23 protein-coding genes and 1 pseudogene are annotated in these 25,225 nt (G+C 58.5%); 9 read left to right on the forward strand and 15 right to left on the reverse strand.

Features of this window, described 5'->3' with window-relative positions; translation table 11 throughout:
- Window positions 1–118: 118 nt before the first annotated feature.
- From tauC to AB3226_RS15950, 6 genes are all read right to left on the reverse strand, one after another.
- On the reverse strand, window positions 119–952 hold the full coding sequence (gene tauC / locus AB3226_RS15925; protein WP_367373741.1) for a taurine ABC transporter permease TauC: 834 nt from the start codon (window positions 950–952) through the stop codon (window positions 119–121).
- Window positions 949–1,743, reverse strand: a complete 795-nt coding sequence (tauB, locus tag AB3226_RS15930) for a taurine ABC transporter ATP-binding subunit (RefSeq protein ID WP_367373742.1) — start codon at window positions 1,741–1,743, stop codon at window positions 949–951. Before tauB ends, tauC begins: the two co-directional genes overlap by 4 nt.
- A gap of 16 nt (window positions 1,744–1,759) precedes the next feature.
- The gene (gene tauA, locus AB3226_RS15935) at window positions 1,760–2,737 is read right to left on the reverse strand and encodes a taurine ABC transporter substrate-binding protein (protein ID WP_367373743.1); all 978 of its coding nucleotides are present in this window, start codon (window positions 2,735–2,737) and stop codon (window positions 1,760–1,762) included.
- A gap of 275 nt (window positions 2,738–3,012) precedes the next feature.
- Complete coding sequence (gshA, locus tag AB3226_RS15940) at window positions 3,013–4,596, reverse strand: glutamate--cysteine ligase (protein WP_367373744.1); 1,584 nt, start codon at window positions 4,594–4,596, stop codon at window positions 3,013–3,015.
- A 287-nt stretch (window positions 4,597–4,883) separates the two neighbouring features.
- Window positions 4,884–5,267, reverse strand: coding sequence for a PaaI family thioesterase (locus tag AB3226_RS15945; protein WP_367373745.1), 384 nt, complete (start codon window positions 5,265–5,267; stop codon window positions 4,884–4,886).
- Window positions 5,267–7,591 carry a Tex family protein gene (locus AB3226_RS15950; RefSeq protein ID WP_367373746.1) on the reverse strand — a complete coding sequence of 775 codons (2,325 nt, stop codon included), beginning with the start codon at window positions 7,589–7,591 and terminating at the stop codon, window positions 5,267–5,269. Before AB3226_RS15950 ends, AB3226_RS15945 begins: the two co-directional genes overlap by 1 nt.
- Before the next feature lie 360 nt (window positions 7,592–7,951).
- Between AB3226_RS15950 and ompR the strand changes: the two genes are divergently transcribed.
- Window positions 7,952–8,692 carry a two-component system response regulator OmpR gene (ompR, locus tag AB3226_RS15955; RefSeq protein ID WP_007903084.1) on the forward strand — a complete coding sequence of 247 codons (741 nt, stop codon included), beginning with the start codon at window positions 7,952–7,954 and terminating at the stop codon, window positions 8,690–8,692.
- Between the two features lie 115 nt (window positions 8,693–8,807).
- A complete protein-coding gene (locus AB3226_RS15960; protein ID WP_367373747.1) occupies window positions 8,808–10,121 on the forward strand; it encodes an ATP-binding protein in 1,314 nt (437 codons plus the stop codon).
- Between the two features lie 165 nt (window positions 10,122–10,286).
- Here AB3226_RS15960 and rimK read toward each other — a convergent pair whose 3' ends face one another.
- Both rimK and AB3226_RS15970 read right to left on the reverse strand, forming a co-directional pair.
- Complete coding sequence (rimK, locus tag AB3226_RS15965) at window positions 10,287–11,192, reverse strand: 30S ribosomal protein S6--L-glutamate ligase (protein WP_008005189.1); 906 nt, start codon at window positions 11,190–11,192, stop codon at window positions 10,287–10,289.
- The gene (locus AB3226_RS15970; protein ID WP_229768700.1) at window positions 11,189–11,608 is read right to left on the reverse strand and encodes an ATP-dependent zinc protease; all 420 of its coding nucleotides are present in this window, start codon (window positions 11,606–11,608) and stop codon (window positions 11,189–11,191) included. The genes rimK and AB3226_RS15970 overlap by 4 nt, the downstream gene beginning before the upstream one ends.
- A 272-nt stretch (window positions 11,609–11,880) precedes the next feature.
- On the opposite strand from AB3226_RS15970, the gene AB3226_RS15975 reads away from it, so the two are divergent.
- From AB3226_RS15975 to AB3226_RS15985, 3 genes are all read left to right on the forward strand, one after another.
- Window positions 11,881–12,288 (forward strand): RNA-binding S4 domain-containing protein, encoded by a 408-nt coding sequence (locus AB3226_RS15975; protein ID WP_367373748.1) that lies wholly within the window; start codon window positions 11,881–11,883, stop codon window positions 12,286–12,288.
- Between the two features lie 221 nt (window positions 12,289–12,509).
- Window positions 12,510–13,412 carry an Hsp33 family molecular chaperone HslO gene (hslO, locus tag AB3226_RS15980; protein ID WP_038978495.1) on the forward strand — a complete coding sequence of 301 codons (903 nt, stop codon included), beginning with the start codon at window positions 12,510–12,512 and terminating at the stop codon, window positions 13,410–13,412.
- Window positions 13,413–13,591: 179 nt separating this feature from the next.
- Window positions 13,592–15,133: a phosphoenolpyruvate carboxykinase gene (locus tag AB3226_RS15985; RefSeq protein WP_367373749.1), complete on the forward strand. Its 1,542-nt coding sequence runs from the start codon at window positions 13,592–13,594 to the stop codon at window positions 15,131–15,133.
- A 68-nt stretch (window positions 15,134–15,201) separates the two neighbouring features.
- Here AB3226_RS15985 and AB3226_RS15990 read toward each other — a convergent pair whose 3' ends face one another.
- The 7 genes and pseudogenes from AB3226_RS15990 to AB3226_RS16020 form a co-directional block, all read right to left on the reverse strand.
- Window positions 15,202–16,473: a type II toxin-antitoxin system HipA family toxin gene (locus AB3226_RS15990; RefSeq protein ID WP_367373750.1), complete on the reverse strand. Its 1,272-nt coding sequence runs from the start codon at window positions 16,471–16,473 to the stop codon at window positions 15,202–15,204.
- Window positions 16,474–16,475: 2 nt separating this feature from the next.
- Window positions 16,476–16,964, reverse strand: coding sequence for a helix-turn-helix domain-containing protein (locus AB3226_RS15995; protein WP_367373751.1), 489 nt, complete (start codon window positions 16,962–16,964; stop codon window positions 16,476–16,478).
- Between the two features lie 205 nt (window positions 16,965–17,169).
- Window positions 17,170–17,523, reverse strand: coding sequence for a DUF1493 family protein (locus AB3226_RS16000; RefSeq protein WP_367373752.1), 354 nt, complete (start codon window positions 17,521–17,523; stop codon window positions 17,170–17,172).
- A gap of 79 nt (window positions 17,524–17,602) precedes the next feature.
- Window positions 17,603–17,752, reverse strand: a pseudogene (locus AB3226_RS16005) (transcriptional regulator); the annotation flags it as partial.
- A 109-nt stretch (window positions 17,753–17,861) separates the two neighbouring features.
- Complete coding sequence (locus tag AB3226_RS16010; RefSeq protein WP_367373753.1) at window positions 17,862–18,158, reverse strand: hypothetical protein; 297 nt, start codon at window positions 18,156–18,158, stop codon at window positions 17,862–17,864.
- A gap of 350 nt (window positions 18,159–18,508) precedes the next feature.
- Entirely contained in the window at window positions 18,509–19,636 is a 1,128-nt protein-coding gene (locus AB3226_RS16015) for a hypothetical protein (protein ID WP_367373754.1), read from the reverse strand.
- Window positions 19,637–19,745: 109 nt separating this feature from the next.
- Window positions 19,746–20,024 carry a hypothetical protein gene (locus AB3226_RS16020; protein WP_367373755.1) on the reverse strand — a complete coding sequence of 93 codons (279 nt, stop codon included), beginning with the start codon at window positions 20,022–20,024 and terminating at the stop codon, window positions 19,746–19,748.
- Between the two features lie 310 nt (window positions 20,025–20,334).
- Between AB3226_RS16020 and AB3226_RS16025 the strand changes: the two genes are divergently transcribed.
- The 4 genes from AB3226_RS16025 to AB3226_RS16040 all read left to right on the forward strand — a co-directional run bounded on the left by AB3226_RS16025 (window position 20,335) and on the right by AB3226_RS16040 (window position 25,208).
- Complete coding sequence (locus tag AB3226_RS16025; RefSeq protein WP_367373756.1) at window positions 20,335–20,838, forward strand: polysaccharide deacetylase; 504 nt, start codon at window positions 20,335–20,337, stop codon at window positions 20,836–20,838.
- A 422-nt stretch (window positions 20,839–21,260) separates the two neighbouring features.
- A complete protein-coding gene (locus AB3226_RS16030) occupies window positions 21,261–23,195 on the forward strand; it encodes an ATP-dependent DNA helicase RecQ (protein ID WP_367373757.1) in 1,935 nt (644 codons plus the stop codon).
- A 228-nt stretch (window positions 23,196–23,423) separates the two neighbouring features.
- Window positions 23,424–24,650 (forward strand): 3-hydroxyacyl-CoA dehydrogenase NAD-binding domain-containing protein, encoded by a 1,227-nt coding sequence (locus tag AB3226_RS16035; RefSeq protein WP_367373758.1) that lies wholly within the window; start codon window positions 23,424–23,426, stop codon window positions 24,648–24,650.
- Between the two features lie 138 nt (window positions 24,651–24,788).
- Window positions 24,789–25,208 (forward strand): acyl-CoA thioesterase, encoded by a 420-nt coding sequence (locus AB3226_RS16040; RefSeq protein WP_367375807.1) that lies wholly within the window; start codon window positions 24,789–24,791, stop codon window positions 25,206–25,208.
- Window positions 25,209–25,225: the final 17 nt, after the last annotated feature.

A 25,225-nucleotide genomic window follows, 5' to 3' on the forward strand; every position in this document is an offset into this window, starting at 1 on the left:
AATCCGGGGCGTCGAGCTGTTGTGGGAGCGGGCTTGCTCGCGAAGAGGCCGTGTCAGTCAACTTAGATGTTGAATGCTGGACCGCTTTCGCGAGCAAGCCCGCTCCCACAATGAATATTCAGTGAGCCTGGCCGTGCCATGGCACCAGTTTGCGTTGCAGCGCACGCAGGCCCATTTCCATGGCGAAGGCGATCAATGCGATCACCAGAATCCCCAGCACCACCACATCGGTGACCAGAAATTGTGCGGCCGACTGCACCATGAAGCCCAAACCGCTGGTGGCGGCGATCAACTCGGCGGCCACCAACGTCGACCAACCCACACCCAAACCAATCCGCACGCCGGTCAAAATGTCCGGCAAGGCACTGGGCAGAATCACATGGCGAATCAACTGCGCCCGAGTCGCGCCCAACGACTGCGCGGCGCGTAATTTCGCCGGGTCGACCGTGCGCACGCCAGTGGCGGTGGCAATCGCGATCGGCGCGAAGATCGCCAGGTAGATCAACAAGACTTTCGACAACTCACCGATGCCGCACCAGATCACGATCAGCGGCAGATATGCCAGCGGCGGAATCGGGCGATAGAACTCGATCAGCGGATCGAGAATGCCGCGAGCGATGCGGTTGTGGCCGATGGCGATGCCGACCGGCACGGCGGTCAGCACCGCGAAGCCCAGGCCCAGGCCAATACGGCTGAGGCTCGCGCCCAAGTGCTGCCACAAGGTCGAATCCATGTAGCCGGTGGTCACCAGCAGCCAACCTTTTTGCAGCACGGCGGAGGGTGGCGGCAGGAACAGCGGTTCGATCAAACCGGTGGCCGTGACGGCCCACCAGATTGCCAACAATGCGATCAGGGTCAGCACGCTGATCCAGCGCGTGTTCAAACTGCGACGCAGCGGAATGACCGTCGAGCTCGATTTCACTGTCGCGGCGGGAATTTCGTAGGTGCTCATGCGCGCTCCTGCCGCTGGACGGCACTGCGTTGGGAGAACACTTTGGCGAGCACGTGTTCGCGGGTTTCGATAAAGCGCGGATCGGATTTGATTGCCCGCGCCGATTCGCCAGCGGCGTAGCGCTGGCCGAAGTCCAGGCTCAGACGCTCGACGATTTGCCCGGGGTTGGGCGCCAGCAGAATCAGATCCGTGGCGAGGAACACCGCTTCTTCAATGTCGTGGGTAATCAGGAACACCGGTTTGGCGGTGCGCTGCCAGACCTGCAGCAACAGCTCCTGCATCTGTTCGCGGGTGAAGGCATCGAGGGCACCGAAGGGTTCATCCATCAACAAAACCCGAGGGTCTGCTGCGAGGGCGCGGGCGAGGCCGACACGTTGTTTCTGCCCGCCTGAGAGCTGCCAGATTCGGCGGTTTTCGAAACCGCAAAGGTCCACCAGCGCGAGCATTTCCCGGGCGCGCAGTTCACGTTTTTCCCGGGGAACGCCGGCCAGTTCCAGACCGAAGCCGACGTTGGCCAGCACGTCTTGCCAAGGCAGCAGGGCATCGTCCTGGAACACCACGCCGCGCTCGGCGCTCGGGCCTTTGACCGGCACGCCGTCAAGGGTGATGCGCCCGGCACTGGGCTCGACGAAACCGGCAATCAGGTTCAACAGCGAGGTCTTGCCACTGCCGGACGGGCCGAGGGCGACCAGTAACTGCCGGGGCCCCAGGCTCAAGGAAATATCCGTCAGCACAGGTTCCGTGCTGCCTGGATACTGTGCGCTGATGCGCTCCAGCTGTAGCAAAGCCATCGCGGTTAACTCCCGATCAATTGGTGATGTATTTGGCGCTGACGTACGGCGCGTAGTCCGGCAGCACGGCCTCGACTTTGCCCTGTTCCTTGAGGAACACCGCAGTGTCGGTGATGGCTTTGGTGGTCGGCGCGCCGAGGGTGATCACCTGATCAGCCGCGAGCGGGAAGACGTTGCCTTGCAGCAGCAACGGAATGTCGCTGGCCTTGGCACCGGAGAGCTTCACCAGTTTGTCGACATTGCTTTGGTTGGCGAGCCAGGCTATCGGGTCTTTGCGGTAGTCGGCGTAGGCATCGAGGGTCACTTTGGCGAACGCGGTGACAATTTCCGGGTGCTTCTCGGCGAAATCCTTACGCACGATCCAGGCATCGAAAGTCGGCGCGCCGAACTTGGCCAGTTCGCCCGAGGTGATCAGCACTTTGCCGTTTTCCTTGGCCACGCCGAGAGCCGGGTCCCACACGTAGGTGGCGTCGATATCACCGCGTTTCCACGCAGCAATGATCGCTGGCGGTGTGAGGTTGAGCACGGTGACTTTCGATGGGTCGATGTTCCAGTGTTTCAGCGCAGCCAGCAGGCTGTAGTGGCCGGTGGAAACGAACGGTACAGCGATTTTCTTGCCGATCAGGTCTTGCGCAGTCTTGATCCCGGAACCATCGCGAGCGACCAACGCTTCGGCGGCGCCGATCTGGGTGGCGATGAGGAAGGTTTCTACCGGAACTTTACGGGTGATTGCCGCCGTCAGGGGGCTGGAACCGAGGTAGCCGATTTGCACATCGCCGGAAGCGATGGCAGCAATGATATCGGCGCCGTTGTCGAATTTGCGCCAGTCGATGTTGGCTTTGGTGGCTTTTTCATAGGTGCCGTCGGCTTGGGCGACTTTGGCCGGGTCAACGGTGGTCTGGTAGGCGACGGTCACATCTGCCGCCTGAGCCAGGAAACTCGCCGAAGCCAGAAACGCGGCGGCCAGAAGGCGAAGAGGGGAAGTCAGTTTCATCGGAAAGCTCCTTGTCAGGCGACCGAGAGTCGGCGTGAAAAGGAGACTAAATGATATAAGAATCCGAAAATAAATAACTTTTTCGAATTACCTTATGAGCGGAAAATTCTAAGAGAGCATAGTTGTGTATCGCTTTTGTGGCGAGGGAGCTTGCTCCCGCAGGAGGCCGAAGGACTCCCAAAAACAGCGAAGGTGCGTGATTGAACACAGTCGCAGATTTTACGGCTGCTGCGCAGCCGAGCGGGAGCAAGCTCCCTCGCCACAGAGGCTTGCGACTAATTGCTGATCGCCAGAATACTCGCCTGATACGACCCGACAAACACATCGAAATCGCCAACTTCGTTCTGTTCCAGCTCCACTTGTTGAGCCAGCGACGAGCGCGCCAGTTCTTCAAATTTAGCCTGTTCTTCGCTTGAAAGCGGCTCGCTACGGAAAAATTCCGCATGCACCTGACTCTGACGCAAGGAGAACCGGGCAAAGCTTTCCTTGTGCTCGGCCATCGCCGCCAACACCTGCGCCGATGGCGTCAGGGACGAGTCCTGGACCTTGGCCAGTTGTGCGTCCAGTGCCTTGCTGTGAGCATCGCCGCCATGGCTTTGATCCAGTAACGCCGCCAATGGCGCAATCTTTTCCAGCAATTCGCCGGCCCATTCCTTCAGGTCTACCGGCTGCCCGTCGCGTTGCAATTGCAGGCCCGGACGACGACCTTCCTTGACCACGCTGAGGAAGTTCGACGTCGCATTGCCACAGCTGGTACTGGTCAGCAGCGGGCTGTCGTTCAGCGCGCAGTACAGCAGGAACGCATCAAGGAACCGCGACTCGGTGAGGTCGATGCCCATCGGCAGGAAGGGGTTGATGTCCAGGCAGCGCGCTTCGACGTACTGAATGCCACGGGCCACCAGCGCCTGGATTGGCCGTTCGCCGGTGTAGGTCACGCGTTTCGGACGGATGTTGGAGTAGTACTCGTTTTCGATCTGCAGGATATTGGTGTTGAGCTGAACCCACTCACCGTCCTGGTGCGTACCGACTTCGACGTACGGCGGATATGGCGTGGCCACCGCTTTGCGCAGGCTGTCGGTGTAGCTGGTCAGATCGTTGTAGCACGGCGTCAGACCGGCCTGGGCGTTGCTCTGGTAACCCAGGTCGCTCATGCGCAGGCTGGTGGCGTACGGCAGGTACAAGGTGTCCGGGTCCAGCTGTTCCAGCTGATGCGAGCGACCGCGCAGGAAACCGGCATCCAGCGCAGGCGAAGCACCAAACAGGTACATCAGCAGCCAGCTGTAGCGGCGGAAGTTGCGGATCAGCGCGATGTAGGCCGACGACTGATAATCGCGATCGGTGCCGACAAAGCCTTCGGCCTCTTTAAGCAGCGGCCAGAGCTTTTCCGGCAGGGAAAAGTTGTAGTGGATCCCGGCGATGCACTGCATGGTCTTGCCGTAACGCAGGGCCAGGCCCTTGCGATAGACGTACTTGAGCTGACCGATGTTGGAGGTGCCGTAATAAGCGATCGGGATGTCTTCCTCAGCCGGCAACGGGCACGGCATCGATGGACTCCACAGGTACTCATTGCCGAGCTTGCTGTAGGCAAACCGGTGAATTTTGTCCAGGCTCGCCAGCGTATCCGCCGGGTCTGGCAGGGCTGGCGTGATGAACTCCAGCAGCGACTCGGAGTAGTCGGTGGTGATTTGTTCGTTGGTCAGCGCGGAACCCAATGCTTCGGGGTGCGGCGTTTGCGCCAGGCGCCCTTCGCCTGTCACGCGCAGGCATTCACGTTCGATGCCGTGAAGGCACTGTTCGAGCAGAGAGAGGTTAGCGCGCTCGCCGAGCAGAGCCAGGCGGCGGTTGAGAAGTTCGCTCAAGTTGGATTCCTTCACGCGTCAGTCGCCCCAATATGGGGGTGGGCAAGACGGTCTACAAGGGTGAAGTTAAAACTGGCGTTTTCGCCTGGTTTTCGGGCCTGACAGGCCATATGCCGATTATTCAAGAACTGCACGATTCCTGTGGGAGCGGCGGTGCGACGATTCGACTTGCCCGCGATGAGGGAGTGTCAGTCACCGTTTATGTCGTCTGACACACCGCCATCGCGGGCAAGCCCGCTCCCACAGGTTGCTTTGCGTTGAAATTAACTCAAATTGATGATCGGGGGCTACAGGACAGCGAACGTGCCTTGTGCTTTTGCGACGAGTTTGTCGCCTTGCATCACGTCGGCTTCGACCACCAGCGTGCGGCGGCCCGGATGGATCACCCGGGCCGTGCACATCACTTCACCGTCGGCGACGGCGCGGATGTAGTTGATCTTGCACTCGATGGTTGCGCTCTGCTGGTCAAAGCCGTGGGTGCTGGAACAGGCCAGCCCCATGGCGATGTCCACCAGACTGAACAAAGCGCCGCCGTGCAGTTTGCCGCCGCGATTGCGCAGTTCTGGCTCAAGCGCCAGGGCGACTTGCGCCACCCCGGTTTCCAGACTGTGCAAGCGACATCCCAGCAGCTTGAAAAACGCGCTTTCGGTCAAGCTAGCCGGGATATCCATCAGCGTTTTTTCAACTGTTTGGCGTTAGCGAACAGCGAGGCCATGGCGTTGTTGGCTGGGGCCGCTGCCGTGGTTTCCTTGCGCGGTGCGGTGTTCTGGGATTGGCGTGGTGCCGAACCCGGACGCGCGCCACGGGCACCGTCGATTTTCTCGCCCGGAGTATCGCTCATGCGCATCGACAGGCCAACGCGTTTGCGCGGGATGTCGACTTCCATGACCTTCACCTTGACCACATCACCGGCCTTCACCGCTTCGCGCGGATCCTTGATGAACTTCTCCGACAGCGCGGAAATGTGTACCAAACCGTCCTGATGCACGCCGATGTCGACGAAGGCGCCGAAGTTGGTCACGTTCGTTACCACACCTTCGAGGATCATCCCCAGTTGCAGGTCCTTGAGGTCTTCGACGCCTTCCTGGAACTCGGCGGTCTTGAACTCGGGACGTGGGTCGCGACCGGGTTTTTCCAGCTCTTGCAGAATGTCGGTGACCGTCGGCAGACCGAACGTTTCGTCGGTGTACTTCTTCGGATCGAGACGCTTGAGGAAGCTCGCGTCGCCGATCAGCGAGCGAATGTCACGGTCGGTTTCAGCGGCAATGCGCTGCACCAGCGGATAGGCTTCCGGGTGAACCGCGGACGAATCCAATGGGTTGTCACCGTTCATGACCCGCAGGAAGCCCGCAGCCTGTTCGAAGGTTTTTTCGCCCAGACGCGCGACTTTCTTCAACGCCGCACGGGTTTTGAAGGCGCCGTGCTCGTCGCGGTGGCTGACGATGTTCTGCGCCAGGGTCGCGTTGAGGCCGGAGATACGGGCCAGCAGCGCCACGGAAGCGGTGTTGACGTCGACGCCCACGGCGTTCACGCAGTCCTCGACCACCGCGTCCAGGCCGCGTGCCAGCTTCAGCTGAGACACGTCGTGCTGGTATTGGCCGACGCCGATGGATTTTGGATCGATCTTCACCAGCTCAGCCAGCGGATCCTGCAAGCGACGGGCAATCGACACCGCGCCACGGATCGACACGTCGAGGTCCGGGAATTCCTTGGAGGCCAGTTCCGACGCCGAGTACACCGATGCACCGGCCTCGGAGACCATGACTTTAGTCATCTTCATCGCTGGGTATTTTTTGATCAGTTCAGCGGCCAGCTTGTCGGTTTCACGGCTGGCGGTGCCGTTGCCGATGGCAATCAGGTCCACCGAATGCTTGGCGCACAGGGCGGCGAGCACGGCGAGGGTCTGGTCCCACTTGTTGTGTGGTACGTGCGGGTAAACCGTGGCGTGATCCAGCAGCTTGCCGGTGGCATCGACCACGGCGACCTTGCAACCGGTGCGCAGGCCCGGGTCGAGACCCAATGTGGCACGCGGGCCGGCCGGAGCTGACAGCAGCAAGTCGTGCAGGTTGTGTGCGAACACGTTGATCGCTTCGGTTTCCGCGCCATCGCGCAGTTCGCCCAGCAGGTCGGTTTCCAGGTGGGTGTAGAGCTTGACCTTCCAGGTCCAGCGCACCACTTCGCCCAGCCATTTGTCGGCGGCGCGGTTCTGGTTCTGAATGCCGAATTGCTGGCCGATCATGCCTTCGCACGGGTGCATGGCGCCCGGCAGTTCGTCGCCGACTTTCAGCGCCGAGCTCAGAATGCCTTCGTTGCGGCCACGGAAAATCGCCAGCGCGCGGTGCGACGGCATGCTTTTCAGCGGTTCGTCGTGTTCGAAGTAGTCGCGGAACTTGGCGCCTTCCTCTTCCTTGCCGGCGATCACGCGGGCACTGAGGGTGGCTTCCTGCTTGAGGTAGTTGCGCAACTTGTCCAGCAGGCCAGCGTCTTCGGCGAAACGCTCCATGAGGATGTATTTGGCGCCTTCAAGGGCGGCTTTCACATCGGCCACGCCTTTTTTGGCATCGATGAAGCGCGCGGCTTCGGCGTCTGGCGCCAGGGTCGGGTCGTTGAACAGGCCGTCGGCCAGCTCGCCGAGGCCGGCTTCCAGGGCGATCTGGCCCTTGGTGCGGCGCTTCTGCTTGTACGGCAGGTACAAGTCTTCGAGGCGGGTCTTGGTGTCGGCGAGTTTGATGTCGCGTTCGAGTTGCGGGGTCAGTTTGCCCTGCTCTTGAATGCTGGCGAGGATGCTGATCCGCCGTTCGTCGAGTTCTCGCAGGTAGCGCAGACGCTCTTCCAGATGACGCAACTGGATGTCATCGAGGCTGCCGGTCACTTCTTTCCGGTAGCGGGCGATGAAGGGAACGGTAGAGCCTTCATCGAGTAGCGCGACGGCCGCTTCGACCTGTTGTGGGCGTACACCGAGTTCCTCGGCGATGCGGCTGTTGATGCTGTCCATAAAACCACCTGACAAATTGTGAAAGCAGGCTCGCAGGCGCAGGGATAAGGGCTCGGCGAGTCTGGTTGAGCGGCCTGGCGTGCGCCGCTACCTGAGCCAACAGGCTTCCCGTTGACCCGTGAAATCGAACAATTACTGCCAGCGCCATGAAAAAAAAGCGGCTGCTTACAGTAACGATCAGACGTTGCCTGACACAAAAGGCCGCGCATTATAACCAGCGTTCTGTCCATTCGGGGGCATCGCTGGTTGTAGGCACAATGCCCGGTTTTCTGGCGGTGAAGGAAAAATCTGCTAACAATGCACACGGTGCGTATAACGGCAGCTACGCCATAATGCGCGCCGAGATCAAAGGAGCATCCAATGAGCAGCACTGCAAACATTGCTGAAGGCGAAAAAATTCTTATTGTTGACGACGATCCTGGGCTGAGCAGCCTGCTGGAACGCTTTTTCGTCAGCAAGGGCTACCGTGCCCGCGCCGTACCGAACACCGAACAAATGGACCGCCTGCTGGCGCGTGAGGTGTTCAACCTGGTCGTCCTCGACCTGATGCTGCCCGGCGAAGACGGCCTGACCGCTTGCCGCCGCCTGCGCACGGCGAACAATCAGATTCCGATCATCATGCTGACGGCCAAGGGCGATGAGCTTAGCCGCATCAAGGGCCTGGAACTGGGCGCCGACGATTACCTGGCCAAGCCGTTCAACCCGGACGAGCTGATGGCTCGGGTCAAAGCGGTTCTGCGTCGTCAGGCGGCACCGGTGCCGGGCGCCCCGGGCAGCGAAGACGAAAGCGTGACCTTCGGTGACTACGAACTGTCCCTGGCCACCCGCGAACTCAAGCGCGGCGACGAAGTGCACATGCTCACCACCGGTGAGTTTGCGGTGCTCAAGGCGTTGGTCATGAACGCGCGTCAGCCACTGACCCGCGACAAACTGATGAACCTGGCCCGTGGCCGCGAGTGGGATGCCCTGGAGCGTTCTATCGACGTGCAGATTTCCCGTCTGCGCCGGATGATCGAACCCGATCCATCCAAACCACGCTACATCCAGACCGTCTGGGGCGTGGGTTACGTGTTCGTTCCGGATGGCGCCGCCACGAAGTGATCGGTGATTTGTAGGAGCGGGTCTTGCGGGTATTGGGTCAGATGACCTTTCCCGCAGACTCGCGATCCGCAATATGCGAGCATCGCTCGCTCCTGCAAGTATGTAGCGGTTACCCATGAAAACCCCTGTTTGGTTCCCCCAGAGCTTCTTCTCTCGCACCCTGTGGCTGGTGCTGATCGTCGTCCTGTTCTCCAAGGCGCTGACCCTGGTTTATCTGTTGATGAACGAAGACGTGCTGGTGGACCGCCAATACAGCCACGGCGTCGCCCTGACGCTGCGTGCCTATTGGGCTGCCGATGAAGAAAACCGCAAGAAAATCGCCGATGCTGTTCCCCTGATTCGGGTAGTAGGTGCCGGCGTGCCGGAGGGTGAGCAGCATTGGCCGTACAGCGAGATCTACCAGCGTCAGATGCAAACCGAGCTTGGTGCCGATACTGAAGTTCGATTGCGCATGCACTCACCGCCGGCGCTATGGGTCCGGGCGCCAAGCCTGGGTGATGGCTGGCTGAAAGTGCCGCTTTATCCTCATCCGTTGCGCGGCCAGAAAATCTGGAACGTGCTCGGCTGGTTCCTCGCTATCGGTCTGCTGTCCACCGCCTCGGCGTGGATCTTCGTCAGCCAACTCAATCAACCATTGAAACGTCTGGTCTATGCCGCAAGGCAACTCGGCCAGGGCCGCAGCGTGCGTCTGCCGATCAGCGACACGCCGAGTGAAATGACCGAGGTTTACCGCGCCTTCAACCAGATGGCGGAAGACGTCGAACAGGCGGGGCGTGAGCGCGAATTGATGCTGGCCGGGGTCTCCCACGACTTGCGCACGCCGCTGACCCGTTTGCGGTTGTCTCTGGAGCTCATGGGAGACCACAGCGACCTGACGGACGACATGGTGCGCGATATCGAAGACATGGACGCGATTCTCGACCAGTTCCTGGCGTTCATTCGCGATGGTCGCGACGAGTCGGTGGAAGAGGTGGACCTGAGCGATCTGGTGCGCGAAGTCGCGGCGCCGTACAACCAGAATGAAGAGAAAGTTCGCTTGCGCCTGGAGCCGATTCAGCCGTTTCCGTTGCGTCGGGTGTCGATGAAGCGGCTGCTGAACAACCTGATTGGCAACGCCTTGCATCACGCGGGCAGCGGGGTTGAGGTGGCGGCTTATGTGTCCGGGGATACCAGCGCGCCGTATGTGGTGCTGAGTGTCATGGACCGTGGGGCGGGGATTGATCCGTCGGAGCTGGAGGCGATTTTCAACCCGTTTACCCGGGGTGATCGTGCCCGGGGCGGGAAGGGAACCGGGTTGGGCTTGGCGATCGTGAAGCGGATTGCTTCGATGCATGGCGGGAATGTCGAGCTGCGCAACCGGTCCGGTGGTGGGCTGGAAGCGCGGGTGCGGTTGCCGCTTGGGTTGATGTTGCCGCGGGATGCGGTTTAAACGCCGTACACAACCTCTGTGGCGAGGGAGCTTGCTCCCGCTCGGTTGCGCAGCAGCCGCAAAAACCGGCGACCGTATTTCGATAAAAGAACACGGTTGCCGGAATCGGGAGTCCTTCGGCCTCCAGCGGGAGCAAGCTCCCTCGCCACAGGGACCGAGTAAGCCTCAACCTTTGCCTTTGGTCCGAGTCATATTCGGCCCGCCATTCTTCTCCAGATGCTCAATGATGATCCCTGCCACATTCTTCCCGGTGGTGGTTTCAATCCCTTCCAGACCCGGCGACGAGTTCACTTCCATCACCAGCGGCCCATGATTGGAGCGCAGGATATCCACCCCCGCCACCGCCAACCCCATGACCTTCGCCGCACGCAACGCAGTCATGCGTTCTTCCGGCGTAATCTTGATCAGGCTGGCACTGCCACCGCGATGCAGGTTGGAGCGAAACTCCCCCGGCTTGGCCTGGCGCTTCATCGCCGCGATGACCTTGTCGCCAACCACAAAACAGCGAATGTCCGCGCCGCCGGCTTCCTTGATGTATTCCTGAACCATGATGTTCTGCTTCAGGCCCATGAACGCCTCGATCACCGATTCCGCCGCCGTGGCCGTTTCACACAGCACCACGCCGATGCCCTGGGTACCTTCCAGCACCTTGATCACCAGCGGCGCGCCGTTGACCATCTCGATCAAGTCGGGAATGTCATCCGGGGAGTGGGCAAAACCGGTGACCGGCAAGCCGATTCCCCGGCGCGACAGCAATTGCAGCGAACGCAGCTTGTCTCGCGAACGGGCGATGGCCACCGATTCGTTGAGCGGAAACACCCCCATCATTTCGAACTGGCGCAGCACCGCGCAGCCATAAAACGTTACCGATGCGCCGATCCGCGGGATCACCGCGTCGAAACCCTCCAGCGGTTTGCCGCGGTAGTGGATTTGCGGCTTGTGACTGGCAATGTTCATGTAGGCGCGCAAGGTGTCGATCACCACCATTTCATGGCCACGCTCCATACCGGCTTCGACCAGACGACGGGTGGAATACAGACGCGGGTTCCGCGACAGCACAGCGATCTTCATGCAACACCTGTGGAGAAGGTAGATACCGGGAACACCGGCTTGTCTTGTACATATTTAATGCCCGGATTGACCACCAACTGGCCATCGATCAGGGCTTTGGAACCGAGTAGCAGGCGATATCGCATGGATTTGCGGCAGGCGAGGGTGAACTCGACCCGCCAGACCCGATCACCGAGGGCCAGGGTGGTGCTGACCACATAGCGCATCTGCGCGTGGCCGTTGGAGCTTTTAATGGTTTTCCTCGTTACCAGCGGGGCTTCGCAGCGCCGGTGACGCAGTTGCACCACCGTGCCCAGGTGCGCGGTAAAGCGCACCCACTGTTCCCCATCGCGCTCGAACGGCTCGATATCGGTGGCGTGCAGGCTGGAGGTGCTGGCGCCGGTGTCGATTTTTGCGCGAAGGCCCGCGACTCCCAAATCCGGGAGCGCCACCCACTCGCGCAGACCGATAACGGTCAAATGATCAAATGTCTTCAAAAGTGCTCAATCGGTAAAAACCGCTCTGACCGCGTGCGGCTGAATTCGCGGTATTCACGCAGAATAATGGGTAAAAGGCGACAGATATCTACTGCCTGGATTTCCATCCCTCACTGGCGGGGAATGCCTGCATTCTAATCCAGAGTGTGATGATTCATGGCACGACAGAAACGGTAGTACAGTTCATCGATATTTCAGAATGAGGTCATCCGATGGCACAAAAAAGCGAAGAGGACGACAAGGTCCGTCTCGATAAATGGTTGTGGGCCGCGCGTTTTTATAAAACACGTGCCTTGGCCAAGGCCGCGATTGAGAGTGGCAAGGTGCATTGCCGGGGCGAGCGCTGCAAGCCGGGCAAGGAGCCGAGGGTTGGCGACGAGTTTCAGATTCGCATCGGCTTCGAGGAGCGTACGGTGGTGGTCCAGGCGTTGTCTATCGTGCGCCGTGGCGCGCCGGAGGCTCAGGCGCTCTATGCTGAAACCGAGGCCAGCATCGCCAAACGTGAAGCGGCTGCGGCCATGCGCAAGGCAGGGGCGTTGGGCATGAGCACCGATGGCAAACCGAGCAAGAAGCAGCGCCGGGATCTGTTCAAGTTTCGCGGAAACAGCAACGACGAGTAGTGACCGCCGGCGAGACAGACTTGTAATCGCGCACCTGTGCAGCCATATGGGGGTACTCGACAGCGGCAACGTGAAAATACCGTTCGTCGAATACCGAGGTTTGACCTTGCTTGGAACAACCCCGGATTGTTCATAAAATGCCGTTACGGCTGAACCTTGCCCGCGCAAAAATGCGGAAATGACGCGATTTTTTTTTGTCACCCTTTCAGATACCCAGACCTATGACCAATCTATCGGATAACGACTACACCCAACGCTTCATCTTCGATGACAGCGACACCCGCGGCGAGCTGGTTGGGTTGGAGCGTAGCTACGCCGAAGTTCTCGCCAAACACGCCTATCCGGAGCCGGTCGCGCAACTGTTGGGCGAGCTGATGGCGGCGGCAGCGTTGTTGGTTGGCACCTTGAAGTTCGATGGCTTGCTGATTCTTCAGGCCCGTTCCGAAGGCCCGGTGCCGCTGCTCATGATCGAGTGCTCCAGCGAGCGCGAAATCCGTGGGCTGGCTCGTTACGAAGCCGACCAGATCGCCCCGGATGCGACCCTCGCCGACCTGATGCCCAATGGTGTGCTGGCGCTGACCGTCGACCCGACTCAGGGCCAGCGTTACCAAGGCATCGTCGACCTCGACGGCGAAACTCTCTCGGAGTGCTTCACCAACTACTTCGTCATGTCTCAGCAGGTCGGCACGCGTTTCTGGCTTTACGCCGATGGCCGTCGCGCCCGAGGCCTGTTGCTGCAGCAATTGCCTGCCGACCGTCTGAAAGACGAAGAAGAACGCGCCGCCAGCTGGCAGCACATCACCGCCCTGGCCAGCACGCTGACGGCCGATGAATTGCTGAGCCTGGACAACGAAACCGTGCTCCATCGCCTCTATCATGAAGAGCAGGTGCGCCTGTTTGACGTGCAGAACTTACGTTTCCATTGCAGCTGCTCTCGGGAACGCTCGGGCAATGCGTTGGTCAGTTTGGGTCTGGATGATGCTCAGGCACTGGTCATCGAACACGGTGGCGCAGTGGAGATCGATTGTCAGTTTTGCAACGAACGTTACCTGTTCGACGCGGCCGATATCACCCAATTGTTCGCTGGTGCAGGGGTCGATACGCCGTCAGATACCCGTCACTAAAACGTTTCAGCGCAGGTAAATTCACTGCTCAACGCCGGAATAACGCCGTTCTGACGGGAGGGCCCTACACTTTTTGGGCTTTTCTGGCATAATCCGGCCCACTTTTTTCGCGGTAGTAGTGCACGACTTTCTACTACAAAACGTTTGGAGCACTCGGCCACTGGCCGACGGGGAACCTCATGACGCAAGCCAATAACGCCGTGTACACCGATCTGAGTGTTGATGATCTGGTTAAAGAAGCCCTGAGTCGCGGTGAAGGCGAGCTTGCCGATACCGGCGCGCTGGTTGTTCGCACCGGTCACCGTACCGGCCGTTCGCCAGTTGATCGTTTCATCGTTGAAGAGCCGACCACCCAGGACGCCATCGCCTGGGGCCCGATCAACCGCAAGTTCCCGGCCGACAAGTTCGATGCCCTGTGGGCTCGCGTCGAGGCCTTCAACAACGCGCAAGAGCATTTCGTTTCCCACGTGCACGTAGGTTCGGCCACCGAGCACTACCTGGCCGTGAAGATGACCACCCAGACTGCCTGGCAGAACCTGTTCGGTCGTTGCCTGTTCATCAACCCGGCCCAGTACAACCCGGCTGGCCGTGAAGAGTGGCAAGTCCTCAACGTTGCCAACTTCGAGTGCGTGCCAGAGCGTGACGGCACCAACTCCGATGGCTGCGTGATCCTCAACTTCGCACAGAAGAAAGTGCTGATCGCCGGCATGCGCTACGCCGGTGAGATGAAGAAAGCCATGTTCTCGGTGCAGAACTTCCTGCTGCCGGCCGCCGATGTGCTGCCAATGCACTGCGCCGCCAACATCGGTGAAGCAGGCGACGTGACCCTGTTCTTCGGTTTGTCCGGCACCGGCAAAACCACCCTGTCCGCCGATGAAAGCCGTTACCTGATCGGTGACGACGAGCACGGCTGGGGCGAGGGTGTGGTGTTCAACATCGAAGGCGGTTGCTATGCCAAGTGCATCGACCTGTCCGAGAAGAACGAGCCAGTCATCTGGAAAGCCATCAAGCACGGCGCGGTCCTGGAAAACGTCGTTATCGATGACGCCAAGCACGCCGACTACGCCGATGTCAGCCTGACCCAGAACAGCCGCGCCGCGTACCCGCTGGAGCACGTTGCCAAGCGTTCCGAGAAGAACCTCGGTGGCGAGCCAAACGCTGTGATCTTCCTGACCTGCGACCTGACCGGCGTCCTGCCGCCAGTCTCGATCCTCAGCGAAGAACAAGCGGCCTACCACTTCCTGTCCGGCTACACCGCTCTGGTGGGCTCGACCGAAATGGGTTCCGGCAGCGGCATCAAATCGACCTTCTCCACCTGCTTCGGCGCACCATTCTTCCCGCGTCCGGCTGGCGAATACGCAGAACTGCTGATCAAACGCATCCGCGGCTTCGGCTCCAAGGTCTACCTGGTCAACACCGGCTGGACCGGCGGTGGCTACGGCGTTGGCAAACGCTTCAACATCCCGACCACTCGTGGCGTGATTGCAGCGATTCAGAGCGGTGCTTTGATCGGTGCTGAGACTGAGCATCTGGACACCATCAACCTGGACGTGCCATTGGCTGTACCGGGCGTTGAGACTGGCCTGTTGAACCCACGTAATACCTGGGCTGACAAGGCTGCTTATGATGAAGCTGCTAAGGCATTGGCTGGGTTGTTTGTTGAGAACTTCAAGAAGTTTGAAGTGAGCGATGCGATTAAGGCTGCTGGTCCTAAGCTGTAAGGCTTGGATTTAGCGAATGAAGAAGCCGCCCTTTGGGGCGGCTTTTTTGTGGGCGAAAGAATACGGGATCACTTGGTAGACAGGCGAAATGCAGTAGACATATTGTCTTGTTCACGCTTCGACAGCCCCGCCGCGCTGGCAACTCTTGGCCACTGGCTCACCACCTCTTGGACGTTCTCAATTATTTGTTCCGCATCAACACGGCTAACCCGAAAGTACCCGGCCACTTCACGAACAAGTTCGAGATCCAAAGCATTGTCGGCATCTGTAATGTTGAGCTTCAATCCATCGGCGTGTGCCACCGGGTTCATATCGTAGGCATCAGAGAGGCGCCACCCACGACCGGGATCAAGAAGAAAGCCATGGTTGCGCATGTGGTCGTCGGTATTGGAAACCAAGATGTTGAACACAATACGCGACCACAACTCGCGCAGATCTTTGTCGGGTTCTGAGCCATGCTCCATGAGTACTTCTGCCAGCTCTAGATAGCTGGCGCCCACCGATGCATCGTCACCATCCACGCGGTCAGTCATGGTCATGGCTGAGGCGAAATGTAGTCGCCCACCCGTTTCGGTACGGTCGAAGCGTTTGACCATGAAGCAGTGATGGTCGCTCGCATACCGTTGCGCAATACCCTTCGCCACCCGCAGACCGCATTGATTCGCCAGAACACTCACCACGAATTCCCATCCGCCGACGTCATAGTCGTCCCGAGTGCTCGGAAACTTGGCGATCCACAAATGACCATTCTTGTCAGCAACACTGGCCTTGGGCCTGGCACCGCCCAATGAACCCCCGGGTGCGATCAACATTCTCAGCCACTCGCGCCCATCGAGTGAGGTGTTGTCTGGATCGTTTTCCAATGCTCGACTTGCCTGCTCCAACGCGCGCAATTCGACAAAGGGAGGCGCCGCCAATCCATCTCGATCATCCAGAAAATTGCCTTCGTCATTGAGCTTGTAACGAATAGCACCGACTCGATAGATGTCATGAACGCCTAACAGGAAATCCGACTCATAGAGCTTGGTACCCTTCGGGACCAAGCCGTCGCGGATGTCCCGTTCCAGTCGCCGTTTCATCAGCAATTGACCCCAGCGATCCGGGCTTGAGTCGGCAAAAACGCCGAAGCGGGTCTGATGCTGTCCAGGGAACTGTCGCCCTTCGAAGAGCCTGATGCGGGGATCCAGCGTCGTGAAATTCAACTCGGGATCGGCCAAAGCAGCAGTGTCGTACTCAAACTCGAACACATTAGTGGAGCGAGCCTTTCCGGCATGAAGAAACCCAAGACGCCTTGGACTTTGCAGGGTTTCCCAATCGGCATACACCGCGATCAGTGTCATTTTTAATCCGTCTCAGGTTTAGATTTTTTCTTGGTAAACAAGTTGGAAAAAGAGTGGGTGTTCAATGGGAAATCAACCTCAAGATTCGAATCGGAGATGGGGCTTTCCGGTGCTTGCGTCGTCCGGTCTTGAATGGGTGACGATCCTTTCGTTGGGGCCACGTTGCGCACTCGTTGGCGTTTACTGGTTGCGGCGCTCGATCGTGGGGTTAATTGCGCGTCTTGCAGTTGGCGTCCCAACTCATCCGTTGCTGCGAGCTTGCTCAAATCTTTCTCCAGGCCCAAAACCTGCATCACGGACATATAGGCGCCCATCGTCACGCCCGAGCCGCCGGACTCCAATGAGCGCAGCGTTGTCAGCGACATACCTGCTCTCTCAGCCACTTGCTTGGCTGTCAGCTTGCGACGTAGCCGAGCGAGTTTGAGTCGTTCGCCAAACTCGGTGAGCAACCTGGATGCAGCCGGCAGCAGGGGGGCTGTTTTTTTTGCCATGTGCCATTATTCCTTCGTTTTTAGGCTTTAACTGCCAGAATAATAGCACTTATGTGGTGATTTGCTGGATTGCCCCAACGTGTAGCAAGACTCTCTCTGCCAGTACGACCGCTCTAGGTATGCAATGGGAGGCGGATTAGTTAACTGCCATTATTCCAGCTAAAATAGTTAAAAACAGCCATAATATTACCACTTAAGCGGTCGGCTAGATCTTTTCCAGAGCTTTTGTATCCCACCGTTGCAGCTTGACCGCTTGGTAAAGCATACCGATGGTCAGTGGGGCTTTGTCGCCACGACCTTTGGCTCGACGTTTGAGGAACACATCAAACCCTTCCGGCTGAAAGTACCGATACGCGTCGTAATCAACGAAGTCGATCCCAAACTGTTCTTCCAGCGCTTCCATCAAATGCCGTGCATCAGCGCCATCACAGCCCAGGTCAAAGTTGATCGAGGTGGTGAGGCTGATGATTTTGCGTTCGGGCAGGCCGAGCTCTTCGTGCAGCAGCTGCATGAGCAGGTGCATGGCGTGGTCATCGGGGAAGTTGGGGGCGAGGTTCATGGTGCATCTTCCGTTGGGTGTATATCGATGAGGATTAAGCCCGACTTTGCGGCGAGTCGGGGTCGTCAATAGGCACTGTGAACTTGGTCAGAGTCAGATCGGTAGCCTTACGAATTTTTTTGACTCGCAACGCATCAGCATGGAATTCGCGGGAAGGTTCACGCTCACCCCGTACGATCTCGTTCATCTGTTGCACGCTTGCCATTAGCTCATCAAAAAACTTGCTCATGATTATCTCCAGTGTTCGATGACGGCTTTCGGCTGCGTCCCGAGAGCCGAACGCGGAGCGTCCGTAGAGGCATTCCCACGCGGAGCGTGGGAACGATCTTCACTCGGCGTCAGGCAGGTGCTTTCCAGTCCATCATGCGTTGCTGGGCGACTTTCAGCAGGTCGCAGCCGTCCTGGGTTAGCAGGTAGAGCGCGTGGGTGATGTGGGGGATGTCTTCGATGTCGCCGTGTTTGAAGCAAACGCAGTGCAGGGTTTTGAGGAGATCGCTGGAGGCTCGGATTCGCTGGAGGGCGGCTTCTAGGATGTCTTGCGGGTTGGCCTCTGTGTCGATAATCAGGGGCGGGGAGTCGGTGAGGTTGGATTGGAGTGGGCGGTAGCGATCGGTGAACGGATTCCATGAATTCATTGTATTTACCCTCAAATGCATCAAATGATGCCGCCGTCATCGTGACCAAGCGATGGGAGGCGGACTGTGTTCGGGTTGGTCAACCGGTGAGGATTCATACGCATACCCGGCACGCTCGAAGGCGTCCCAAACACAGCCACCATAAAGCGTGCAGACACTTGAGGTGCCGGCAGCATACAACGGAGGCTGATGCGTATTCCATCGGGTGACCAAGCCCGAGTCGCTGATTTGGCAGCGACAGTCACAACTATAGGTTTGAGCTACAGGGCGGCGATAGTCGACAAGGAGCCGTCTCTTGTAGGAACGGGACGAAGATTTGATAGGCCGTTCCTACCGATTCGCCTTCGTTTTCAACAAATATGCCGATACGCCGCAACATCCAGCACGCTAGTCGTCAGCCCGGTCGCCGGCGTATAGATCGTGCCTTTCACCGCCGAGAAGTTGACCCCTTTGCTACCCAGCGAAACGTAGCGTTCGCCTTGATCCAGTTCGCTGAAGTAGGTGTAAGAGTATTTGTGCATCAGCCGATACTTCGCTTCGTCGCCGACCATGGCTTTGGCGAGGCTCGCCAGATCGGCCAGGGTCAGGTTCAATGACTTGTCCAGTTGCACGCCCCAACGCTTGAGGCAGACTTCGGCAAAGTGGCGGGCGAACCGGCCTGGCTCGGCCAGGGTTTTCGGGCCGTTGACACCGTCGGGTGAGGCATTGCCAGCCAGGGTGGCGTGACGGCCAGGTACGGGGTAGATGTGGGTTTTGGTGCCAGTGGCGGTTTGCGGAATAACGCAGCTGAAACCTTTCGAGCGTTCGTCCCGGGCATAGAAACCTACATATTCTTTGACGTTGGCGCCGAGTTTGACTTTGTCATCCTGAAAGTTGCCAATGCCAGGCACCGGGTCAATCGCAAAGATATTGACCGGGATGTTTTTAAGTTTGCTGTCCTTGAACATGGCATTGGCCAGCATATGGCAACTAATGCCGCCGCGGCTCCAGCCCACCAGGTTAACTTGGGTGGGAATAATACCGTCCTTGCGGAAGGTTTTAATGATTTGTTCTTGCAACACCTGCTGGGTCACACTGCGATCACCATAGTTGTACTTGCGCCAGAACCACGAGCCTTCAACTTTCACGTCTTCGATGGGGATGCCGGCCGCTTTGAGGCGGTTGTATTCCTTTTCGGTCAGTTGCTCGCGCTGCCAGTCGCACTCGCCTTTGATGATGTTGATCGCGTGCTGGACGTTTTGCTCCCAGCCTTTGCCGAACAGTGTGCCGCTGAGGCCGTACTCCTCGGACTTGGTAAAGAGATCGTCGGCTTGCAGGTTGCCGCTGCCGGGGCCATCGACCACGATCCATTCGGCAAACTCACGGCCAAGATGATGGGATGCGAGTGTCGACACCAGTTCGCCGTCCCAGTAGTTTGCATTGGTGTCGTCGAATTTAGTTGAGCCAGTGCCACAGAAGAAAATAGTTAGTACAGTCATTTGTGTTGCTCTTGTTTGATGTAAGAGCTGTCACGTTAGTTTGTGTTGTTTAAATAGTGAAGTTATTAGTTGTTGCTGGTTTTGTAAGGCTTGCTAGTTATTTGTGTTTTTATTTAATTCGCTGTCTGGCGACTTCAAGAAGTTCGCAGCCATCTTGGGTTAGCAAGTAAAGTGCGTTGACGATATTGGGAATGTCTTTCACGTCGGCCTGTTTGAAGCACAGGCAATAGAGCGTTTCGAGCAGGTCACTGGCGGCGCGGATGCGTTGCTGGGCGGCGTCAAGAATCTCGTGAGGCTTGGCTTCGGTGTCGATGACCAACACGGGGGTATCGCTGTAGCTGGTTTTGAGCGGGCGATAGCGGTCTGTTAACGGATGGAACGTGTTCATTGAGGTCAGTCCTGTGGGAAGTCGGGCAGCATCGCCGGCAGGCCGACACAATGTTTTCAGCCGCGACGAAAACTATAGAGGGCCGCGGCGAGGCGTCGCAAGGTGGCGCAAATGGACAGGTTTTGTAGGGGATTTACCGGCGCTATCAGCCTTTACCTACGCACACGCCAACTATTTTTTAAGCTTTTCCCTTGGAGGTCGATATTCCTACGGGCCTGTCAGGCTTAACGCATCAAAGCTCTGTAGGGTGCGCGCCAGAATTTGTAGGGCGTTTCGAAGCGTCTGAGTCGACTCTTAAAGGGAATTAGCGATGCAATGGCTGCGTATGGTCTCGATTTTGTTGTTGTGGGTTGGTGTTTACCGTTTGACCGTCGCTGCCGACGGGGATCATTCGCTGATCCTTGCCAACATGGACCGCACCGGTTGGCCACAGGCGCTGACCACCCAGGCAGAAGTAGACACCGCCTCCCGGGCCGAGGTGTTGATGGTGGGCAAGGCGTTGTTGGCCAGCGAAGCGCTGGATGAACAGGGTCTGAAACAGCGACTGGGTGTGCAGGCTGTGAAGCTCAAGTCGGTCAGGCAAGTGCGTGACGGGTTGTGGGATCGGTTGCTGACTACCTACGGCAACGCCAGCCAGAACTGTGACGGTGAACTCTTTTGCCCCCGTGTGCGAAGTGTGTCGGATTTGCGTCAGTTGGCGGCGGCGTTCACTGGTGAAATCAGCCCGGCTTATGCGGTTTGGGCGAGCAGGAGCCGGGTGTTTCAGGAGCAGGCGCTGAATCAACAGTTGCGGGTGGCGGTGTTGGTGCCGTAGCCACCCGACGTCAGTCAATCGATGACTAAGTATGTGAGGCACCGCCCAGAGTTGTGGGCGTAGCGAGGAGCGGAGGTTCGTCAGGGAGCTTCATGCACCCGCTTAGCAGCAGGGATGCAAAGACAAGGGCAATGGGTAAAAACAGAGTGTTGGGCATGGTTGTTCCTTCATAAGAATCCGCGTGCAGGCGTCCTGCCTTGATGAAAACTTCGCGGATGATGGTTTTTCTCGGGGTGAACCTTACCGGCTGACAGGGGCTGATGTCAGGGGGCAAAGTGCCTCGTTTGTTTCAATCCGTGGCGAAGGAATTGATGGGGTGACGCTGTATCATCCAGTATCGTTTTTACCCCCGACCTTTTCTCGACTCGCTGCGTTCGCCGGCTAGGCTTTGGGCTTCGCAGCGGTCAACGGAGTGACAGCTTATGCACAACACCCTGGAACAGGTTTTCGGTTATCCACAGTTTCGGCCCGGCCAGGAGGCGGCGGTCAGTGCTGTGTTGGCCGGGCGCTCGGCAGCGGCAATTTTCCCGACCGGTTCGGGCAAGTCCCTTTGCTATCAATTGCCGGCCTTGTTGCTGCCGCACCTGACATTGGTGGTGTCGCCCCTGTTGGCGTTGATGCAGGATCAATTGGCGTTCTTGCAACGCCACGGCATTGCGGCGGGCAGTATCGATTCGGCCCAGAGCCGCGATGACGCCAGCGATGTGATGGCTCGGGCAAAGTCCGGTGAATTGAAGATTCTGATGATTTCCGTGGAGCGTCTTAAGAACGAGCGCTTCCGCCATTTTTTGCAGCAGGTGCCGATTTCCCTGCTGGTGGTGGACGAGGCCCACTGCATCTCTGAATGGGGTCATAACTTCCGCCCCGATTACCTCAAGCTGCCGGACTACCAGCGCCAGTTCAACATCCCTCAGGCCTTGCTGCTGACCGCCACCGCGACACCCAAGGTGATTGCCGACATGGAGGCCAAATTCGCCATCGCTCCCGAGGATGTGGTGACCACCGGTTTTTACCGACCCAACCTCAATCTGTTGGTGGAGCCGGTACGCGGCCAGGACAAGCGCCGACGCCTTGTCGAGTGGATGAGCCGGCGTCCCGGCCAGCCGAGTATCGTCTACGTTACCTTGCAGAAAACCGCCGAGCACATCGCCGAACATCTGGGGCGCAATGGCATCCAGGCCGAGGCCTATCACGCCGGTTTGCCCCATGAACAGCGGGAAGGAATACAGAAACGATTTATGGGCGGGCAGTCCAATTGCATCGTCGCCACCATCGCGTTCGGCATGGGCATCGACAAAAGCGATATCCGCAACGTGGTGCATTTCGACCTGCCTAAATCCATCGAAAACTACAGTCAGGAAATCGGCCGCGCTGGCCGAGACGGGCAGCCATCCGATTGCCTGGTGCTGGCCAACCGCGACAGCCTCAACGTGCTGGAAAACTTCGTCTACGGCGACACGCCGGAACGGGACGGCATTCGTTGCGTGCTTGAGGAGTTGCAAGCCGCCGCGCCCGAGGGGCAGTGGGAGTTTCTGCTGGGGCCTTTGGCCGATCAGAGCAACATTCGCCAGTTGCCGCTCAAGACCTTGCTGGTGCAACTGGAGCTGCGTGGAATAATCGCTCCGCGTTATGCCTATTACGCTGAATACCGCTTCAAGTATTTGCAGGAACCCGAAGCATTGCTGGCTCGTTTTGAAGGTGAGCGAAAGGACTTCGTTTCGGCGATCATCCAGACTTCCAGCCGCGCGCGAACGTGGGCCACAGTGAATTTCGATGCGCTGTATGAACAGCATCAGGCCGAGCGCAGTCGGGTGGTCAAGGCGCTGGATTACTTCCAGGAGAAAGGCTGGGTGGAGCTTGAAAGCAAGCAGATGACCGAGGTCTACAGCCTGCAGCAAGCGGACTTTGACTCCCAAACCCTGAGCGCTGAATTGCACGCCTACTTCACCCAGCACGAGCGCACCGAGATCGCGCGGATACACGCCATGCTGGATCTGTTCGCCACCGACCACTGCCTGGGTTACCGCCTGGCCGAGTACTTCGGCGACGAAAACGCGCCAAAGCAGTGCGGGCATTGTTCCGTGTGTCACGGTCAGGTGGCGCGATTGCCGGCACCGCCGGAATTACCAGCGCTTGTGGATAAAAATTTCGAGGCGCTGTGTGGTGATTTTATCCACAGGCACGAGCAGCACACGGGCAACATCCCTTCGGCCGAGCGCGTAACAAGATTTCTATGTGGGATCAGTGTGCCGCTGTTTACCAAGCTCAAGGCTCGGGCGATTCCGGGATTTGCGGCGTTGGAGGATTATCCGTATGGCGACGTGCGGGAGTGGGCTCAAGCGCACCTGCCAAGCTGAAACACCGTTAATGTGGGTGCGGGCTTGCTCGCGAAGAGGCCATCAGATTCAACATTGATGTTGCCTGACACTCCGCTTTCGCGAGCAAGCCCGCTCCCACAGGGATATCGGTGTTTTTGAAAGTACATCCATCCCCTGAATGTCGCTCATCACAGGAATAAATTTCAAAAAAGCCCGGCGCCTGACTATGGTGAGGACTGTCTTTGGATCGCCAATAAGAGAACAACCATGAGCCAGACACCGTTCGATATTCAGCGCGCCGCCGTGATCGGCGCAGGCACCATGGGCCGTGGCATTGTCATGTGCCTGGCCAACGCCGGGGTGCCCGTGCAATGGGTCGACAATAATCCGCAGATGCTTGAGCAAGCGCTAACCAGCGTGGCTGAGACTTACGCTCACAACGTGCGTCAGGGGCGGATTGATCAGGCCGAGGCGGATGCGCGTATTGCACGAGTGACAGCGGCTGCCGATTACGCAGCGATCCGCGATGTCGATCTGGTTATCGAAGCGGTTTACGAAAACCTCGAACTGAAGCAAAAAATCTTCCGCGAACTCGACGGCTTGCTCAAGCCTGAAGCGATTCTGGCCAGCAATACCTCGGCGCTGGACATCGACGCTATTGCTGCTGCCACTCGCCGCCCGCAGCAGGTCCTGGGCCTGCACTTTTTCAGCCCGGCGCACATCATGAAATTGCTGGAGATCGTGCGCGGAGCTCAGACGGCGCCGGAGGTGCTTGATGCGGCGCTGGCGCTGGGCAAGCGCATGGGCAAGGTCAGCGTGGTGTCGGGCAACTGTCACGGTTTCATCGGTAATCGCATGCTTCATCCGTACGTGCTCGAAGCGCGCAAGATGCTGCTCGAGGGCGCTTTGCCTTATCAGGTGGATGCGGCGCTGCAAGGTTTTGGTTTCGCCATGGGGCCGTTCCGCATGTACGACGTGGTCGGCATCGATCTGGAATGGCGTGCTCGGGAACTGGCTGGCAAAGGTCAGGATGCGTCGGAAGTTCAAGTGGACAACCGCTTGTGCGAGCTGGGGCGTTTCGGTCAGAAGAGTGGTGATGGGTATTACCACTACGAACCGGGCAGTCGCCAGGCTGAGCACGATCTGGAAGTCGATGCGCTGGTACTGGAAGTCAGCGAAGGGTTGGGGTTCCAGCGTCGCGAGATCGGCCCTGAAGAGGTTTTGGAGCGCTGTTTGCTGGCCCTGGTCAACGAAGGGGCGAAGATTCTTCAGGAAGGTATTGCGACGTCGGCGCATGACATCGATCTGGTCTATCTCAATGGTTATGGCTTCCCGGCAGAGAAGGGCGGGCCGATGGCCTGGGCGGATCAGCAAGGATTGGAAGATATTCATCTGCGGTTGTTGCAGCTTGAGACCAAGCAGGGCGATCACTGGGCGCCGGCGCGGTTGATTGGTGAGCTGGCGGCAGAGGGTAGAGGCTTTGCTGACGTGTGATTTTATACTGATCGTTCCCACGCTCTGCGTGGGAACGCCTCCATGGACGCTCTGCGTCCGCTCCTGAATGTGACGCAGAGCGTCACGGGCTGCATTCCCACGCAGAGCGTGGGAATGATCATGAAAGGACCTGCTTCGATGCCCCAACGCTCCGACTACCGCCACTTCCAGCCCATCACCACCCGCTGGCATGACAATGACGCCTATGGTCACGTCAACAACGTCACCTATTACAGTTTTTTTGACACGGCAGTGAACACCTACCTAATCGAAGTCGGCGGCCTGGATATCCATGACGGGGAAGTGGTGGGTTTTGTGGTGAGTTCGGCCTGCGACTACTTTGCCTCCATCGCTTTCCCGGACCGGATCGAGATCGGCCTGCGGGTCGGCAAGTTGGGCAACAGTTCCGTGCAATACGAGCTGGCGGTGTTCAAGTCAGGAGAAGACGAGGCCTGCGCGGCGGGGCGCTTCGTGCATGTGTTCGTGGATCGGATTACAAATCAACCGGTGACGATTCCTGCTGGATTGCGCGGGGCGTTGGAGCGGCTAGCGGTTTGAGGGGCAAAAAAAATCGC

Origin of the sequence: Pseudomonas lini (genome assembly GCF_964063345.1) — a bacterium.
Lineage (GTDB): Bacteria > Pseudomonadota > Gammaproteobacteria > Pseudomonadales > Pseudomonadaceae > Aquipseudomonas > Aquipseudomonas lini_B.

What these genes read in the sequence shown, in the direction of transcription:
- AB3226_RS16020 (WP_367373755.1), bottom strand. Translation starts at nt 20,024, where the DNA reads ATGAACACGTTCCATCCGTTAACAGACCGCTATCGCCCGCTCAAAACC.
- hslO (WP_038978495.1), top strand. Translation starts at nt 12,510, where the DNA reads ATGACCAATCTATCGGATAACGACTACACCCAACGCTTCATCTTCGAT.
- tauA (WP_367373743.1), bottom strand. Translation starts at nt 2,737, where the DNA reads ATGAAACTGACTTCCCCTCTTCGCCTTCTGGCCGCCGCGTTTCTGGCT.
- AB3226_RS16000 (WP_367373752.1), bottom strand. Translation starts at nt 17,523, where the DNA reads ATGAACCTCGCCCCCAACTTCCCCGATGACCACGCCATGCACCTGCTC.
- rimK (WP_008005189.1), bottom strand. Translation starts at nt 11,192, where the DNA reads ATGAAGATCGCTGTGCTGTCGCGGAACCCGCGTCTGTATTCCACCCGT.
- AB3226_RS15945 (WP_367373745.1), bottom strand. Translation starts at nt 5,267, where the DNA reads ATGGATATCCCGGCTAGCTTGACCGAAAGCGCGTTTTTCAAGCTGCTG.
- AB3226_RS15995 (WP_367373751.1), bottom strand. Translation starts at nt 16,964, where the DNA reads ATGGCAAAAAAAACAGCCCCCCTGCTGCCGGCTGCATCCAGGTTGCTC.
- AB3226_RS15985 (WP_367373749.1), top strand. Translation starts at nt 13,592, where the DNA reads ATGACGCAAGCCAATAACGCCGTGTACACCGATCTGAGTGTTGATGAT.
- AB3226_RS15990 (WP_367373750.1), bottom strand. Translation starts at nt 16,473, where the DNA reads ATGACACTGATCGCGGTGTATGCCGATTGGGAAACCCTGCAAAGTCCA.
- AB3226_RS16040 (WP_367375807.1), top strand. Translation starts at nt 24,789, where the DNA reads ATGCCCCAACGCTCCGACTACCGCCACTTCCAGCCCATCACCACCCGC.
- AB3226_RS15975 (WP_367373748.1), top strand. Translation starts at nt 11,881, where the DNA reads ATGGCACAAAAAAGCGAAGAGGACGACAAGGTCCGTCTCGATAAATGG.
- AB3226_RS15960 (WP_367373747.1), top strand. Translation starts at nt 8,808, where the DNA reads ATGAAAACCCCTGTTTGGTTCCCCCAGAGCTTCTTCTCTCGCACCCTG.
- AB3226_RS16030 (WP_367373757.1), top strand. Translation starts at nt 21,261, where the DNA reads ATGCACAACACCCTGGAACAGGTTTTCGGTTATCCACAGTTTCGGCCC.
- AB3226_RS16010 (WP_367373753.1), bottom strand. Translation starts at nt 18,158, where the DNA reads ATGAATTCATGGAATCCGTTCACCGATCGCTACCGCCCACTCCAATCC.
- AB3226_RS16025 (WP_367373756.1), top strand. Translation starts at nt 20,335, where the DNA reads ATGCAATGGCTGCGTATGGTCTCGATTTTGTTGTTGTGGGTTGGTGTT.
- AB3226_RS16035 (WP_367373758.1), top strand. Translation starts at nt 23,424, where the DNA reads ATGAGCCAGACACCGTTCGATATTCAGCGCGCCGCCGTGATCGGCGCA.
- ompR (WP_007903084.1), top strand. Translation starts at nt 7,952, where the DNA reads ATGAGCAGCACTGCAAACATTGCTGAAGGCGAAAAAATTCTTATTGTT.
- tauB (WP_367373742.1), bottom strand. Translation starts at nt 1,743, where the DNA reads ATGGCTTTGCTACAGCTGGAGCGCATCAGCGCACAGTATCCAGGCAGC.
- AB3226_RS16015 (WP_367373754.1), bottom strand. Translation starts at nt 19,636, where the DNA reads ATGACTGTACTAACTATTTTCTTCTGTGGCACTGGCTCAACTAAATTC.
- tauC (WP_367373741.1), bottom strand. Translation starts at nt 952, where the DNA reads ATGAGCACCTACGAAATTCCCGCCGCGACAGTGAAATCGAGCTCGACG.
- AB3226_RS15950 (WP_367373746.1), bottom strand. Translation starts at nt 7,591, where the DNA reads ATGGACAGCATCAACAGCCGCATCGCCGAGGAACTCGGTGTACGCCCA.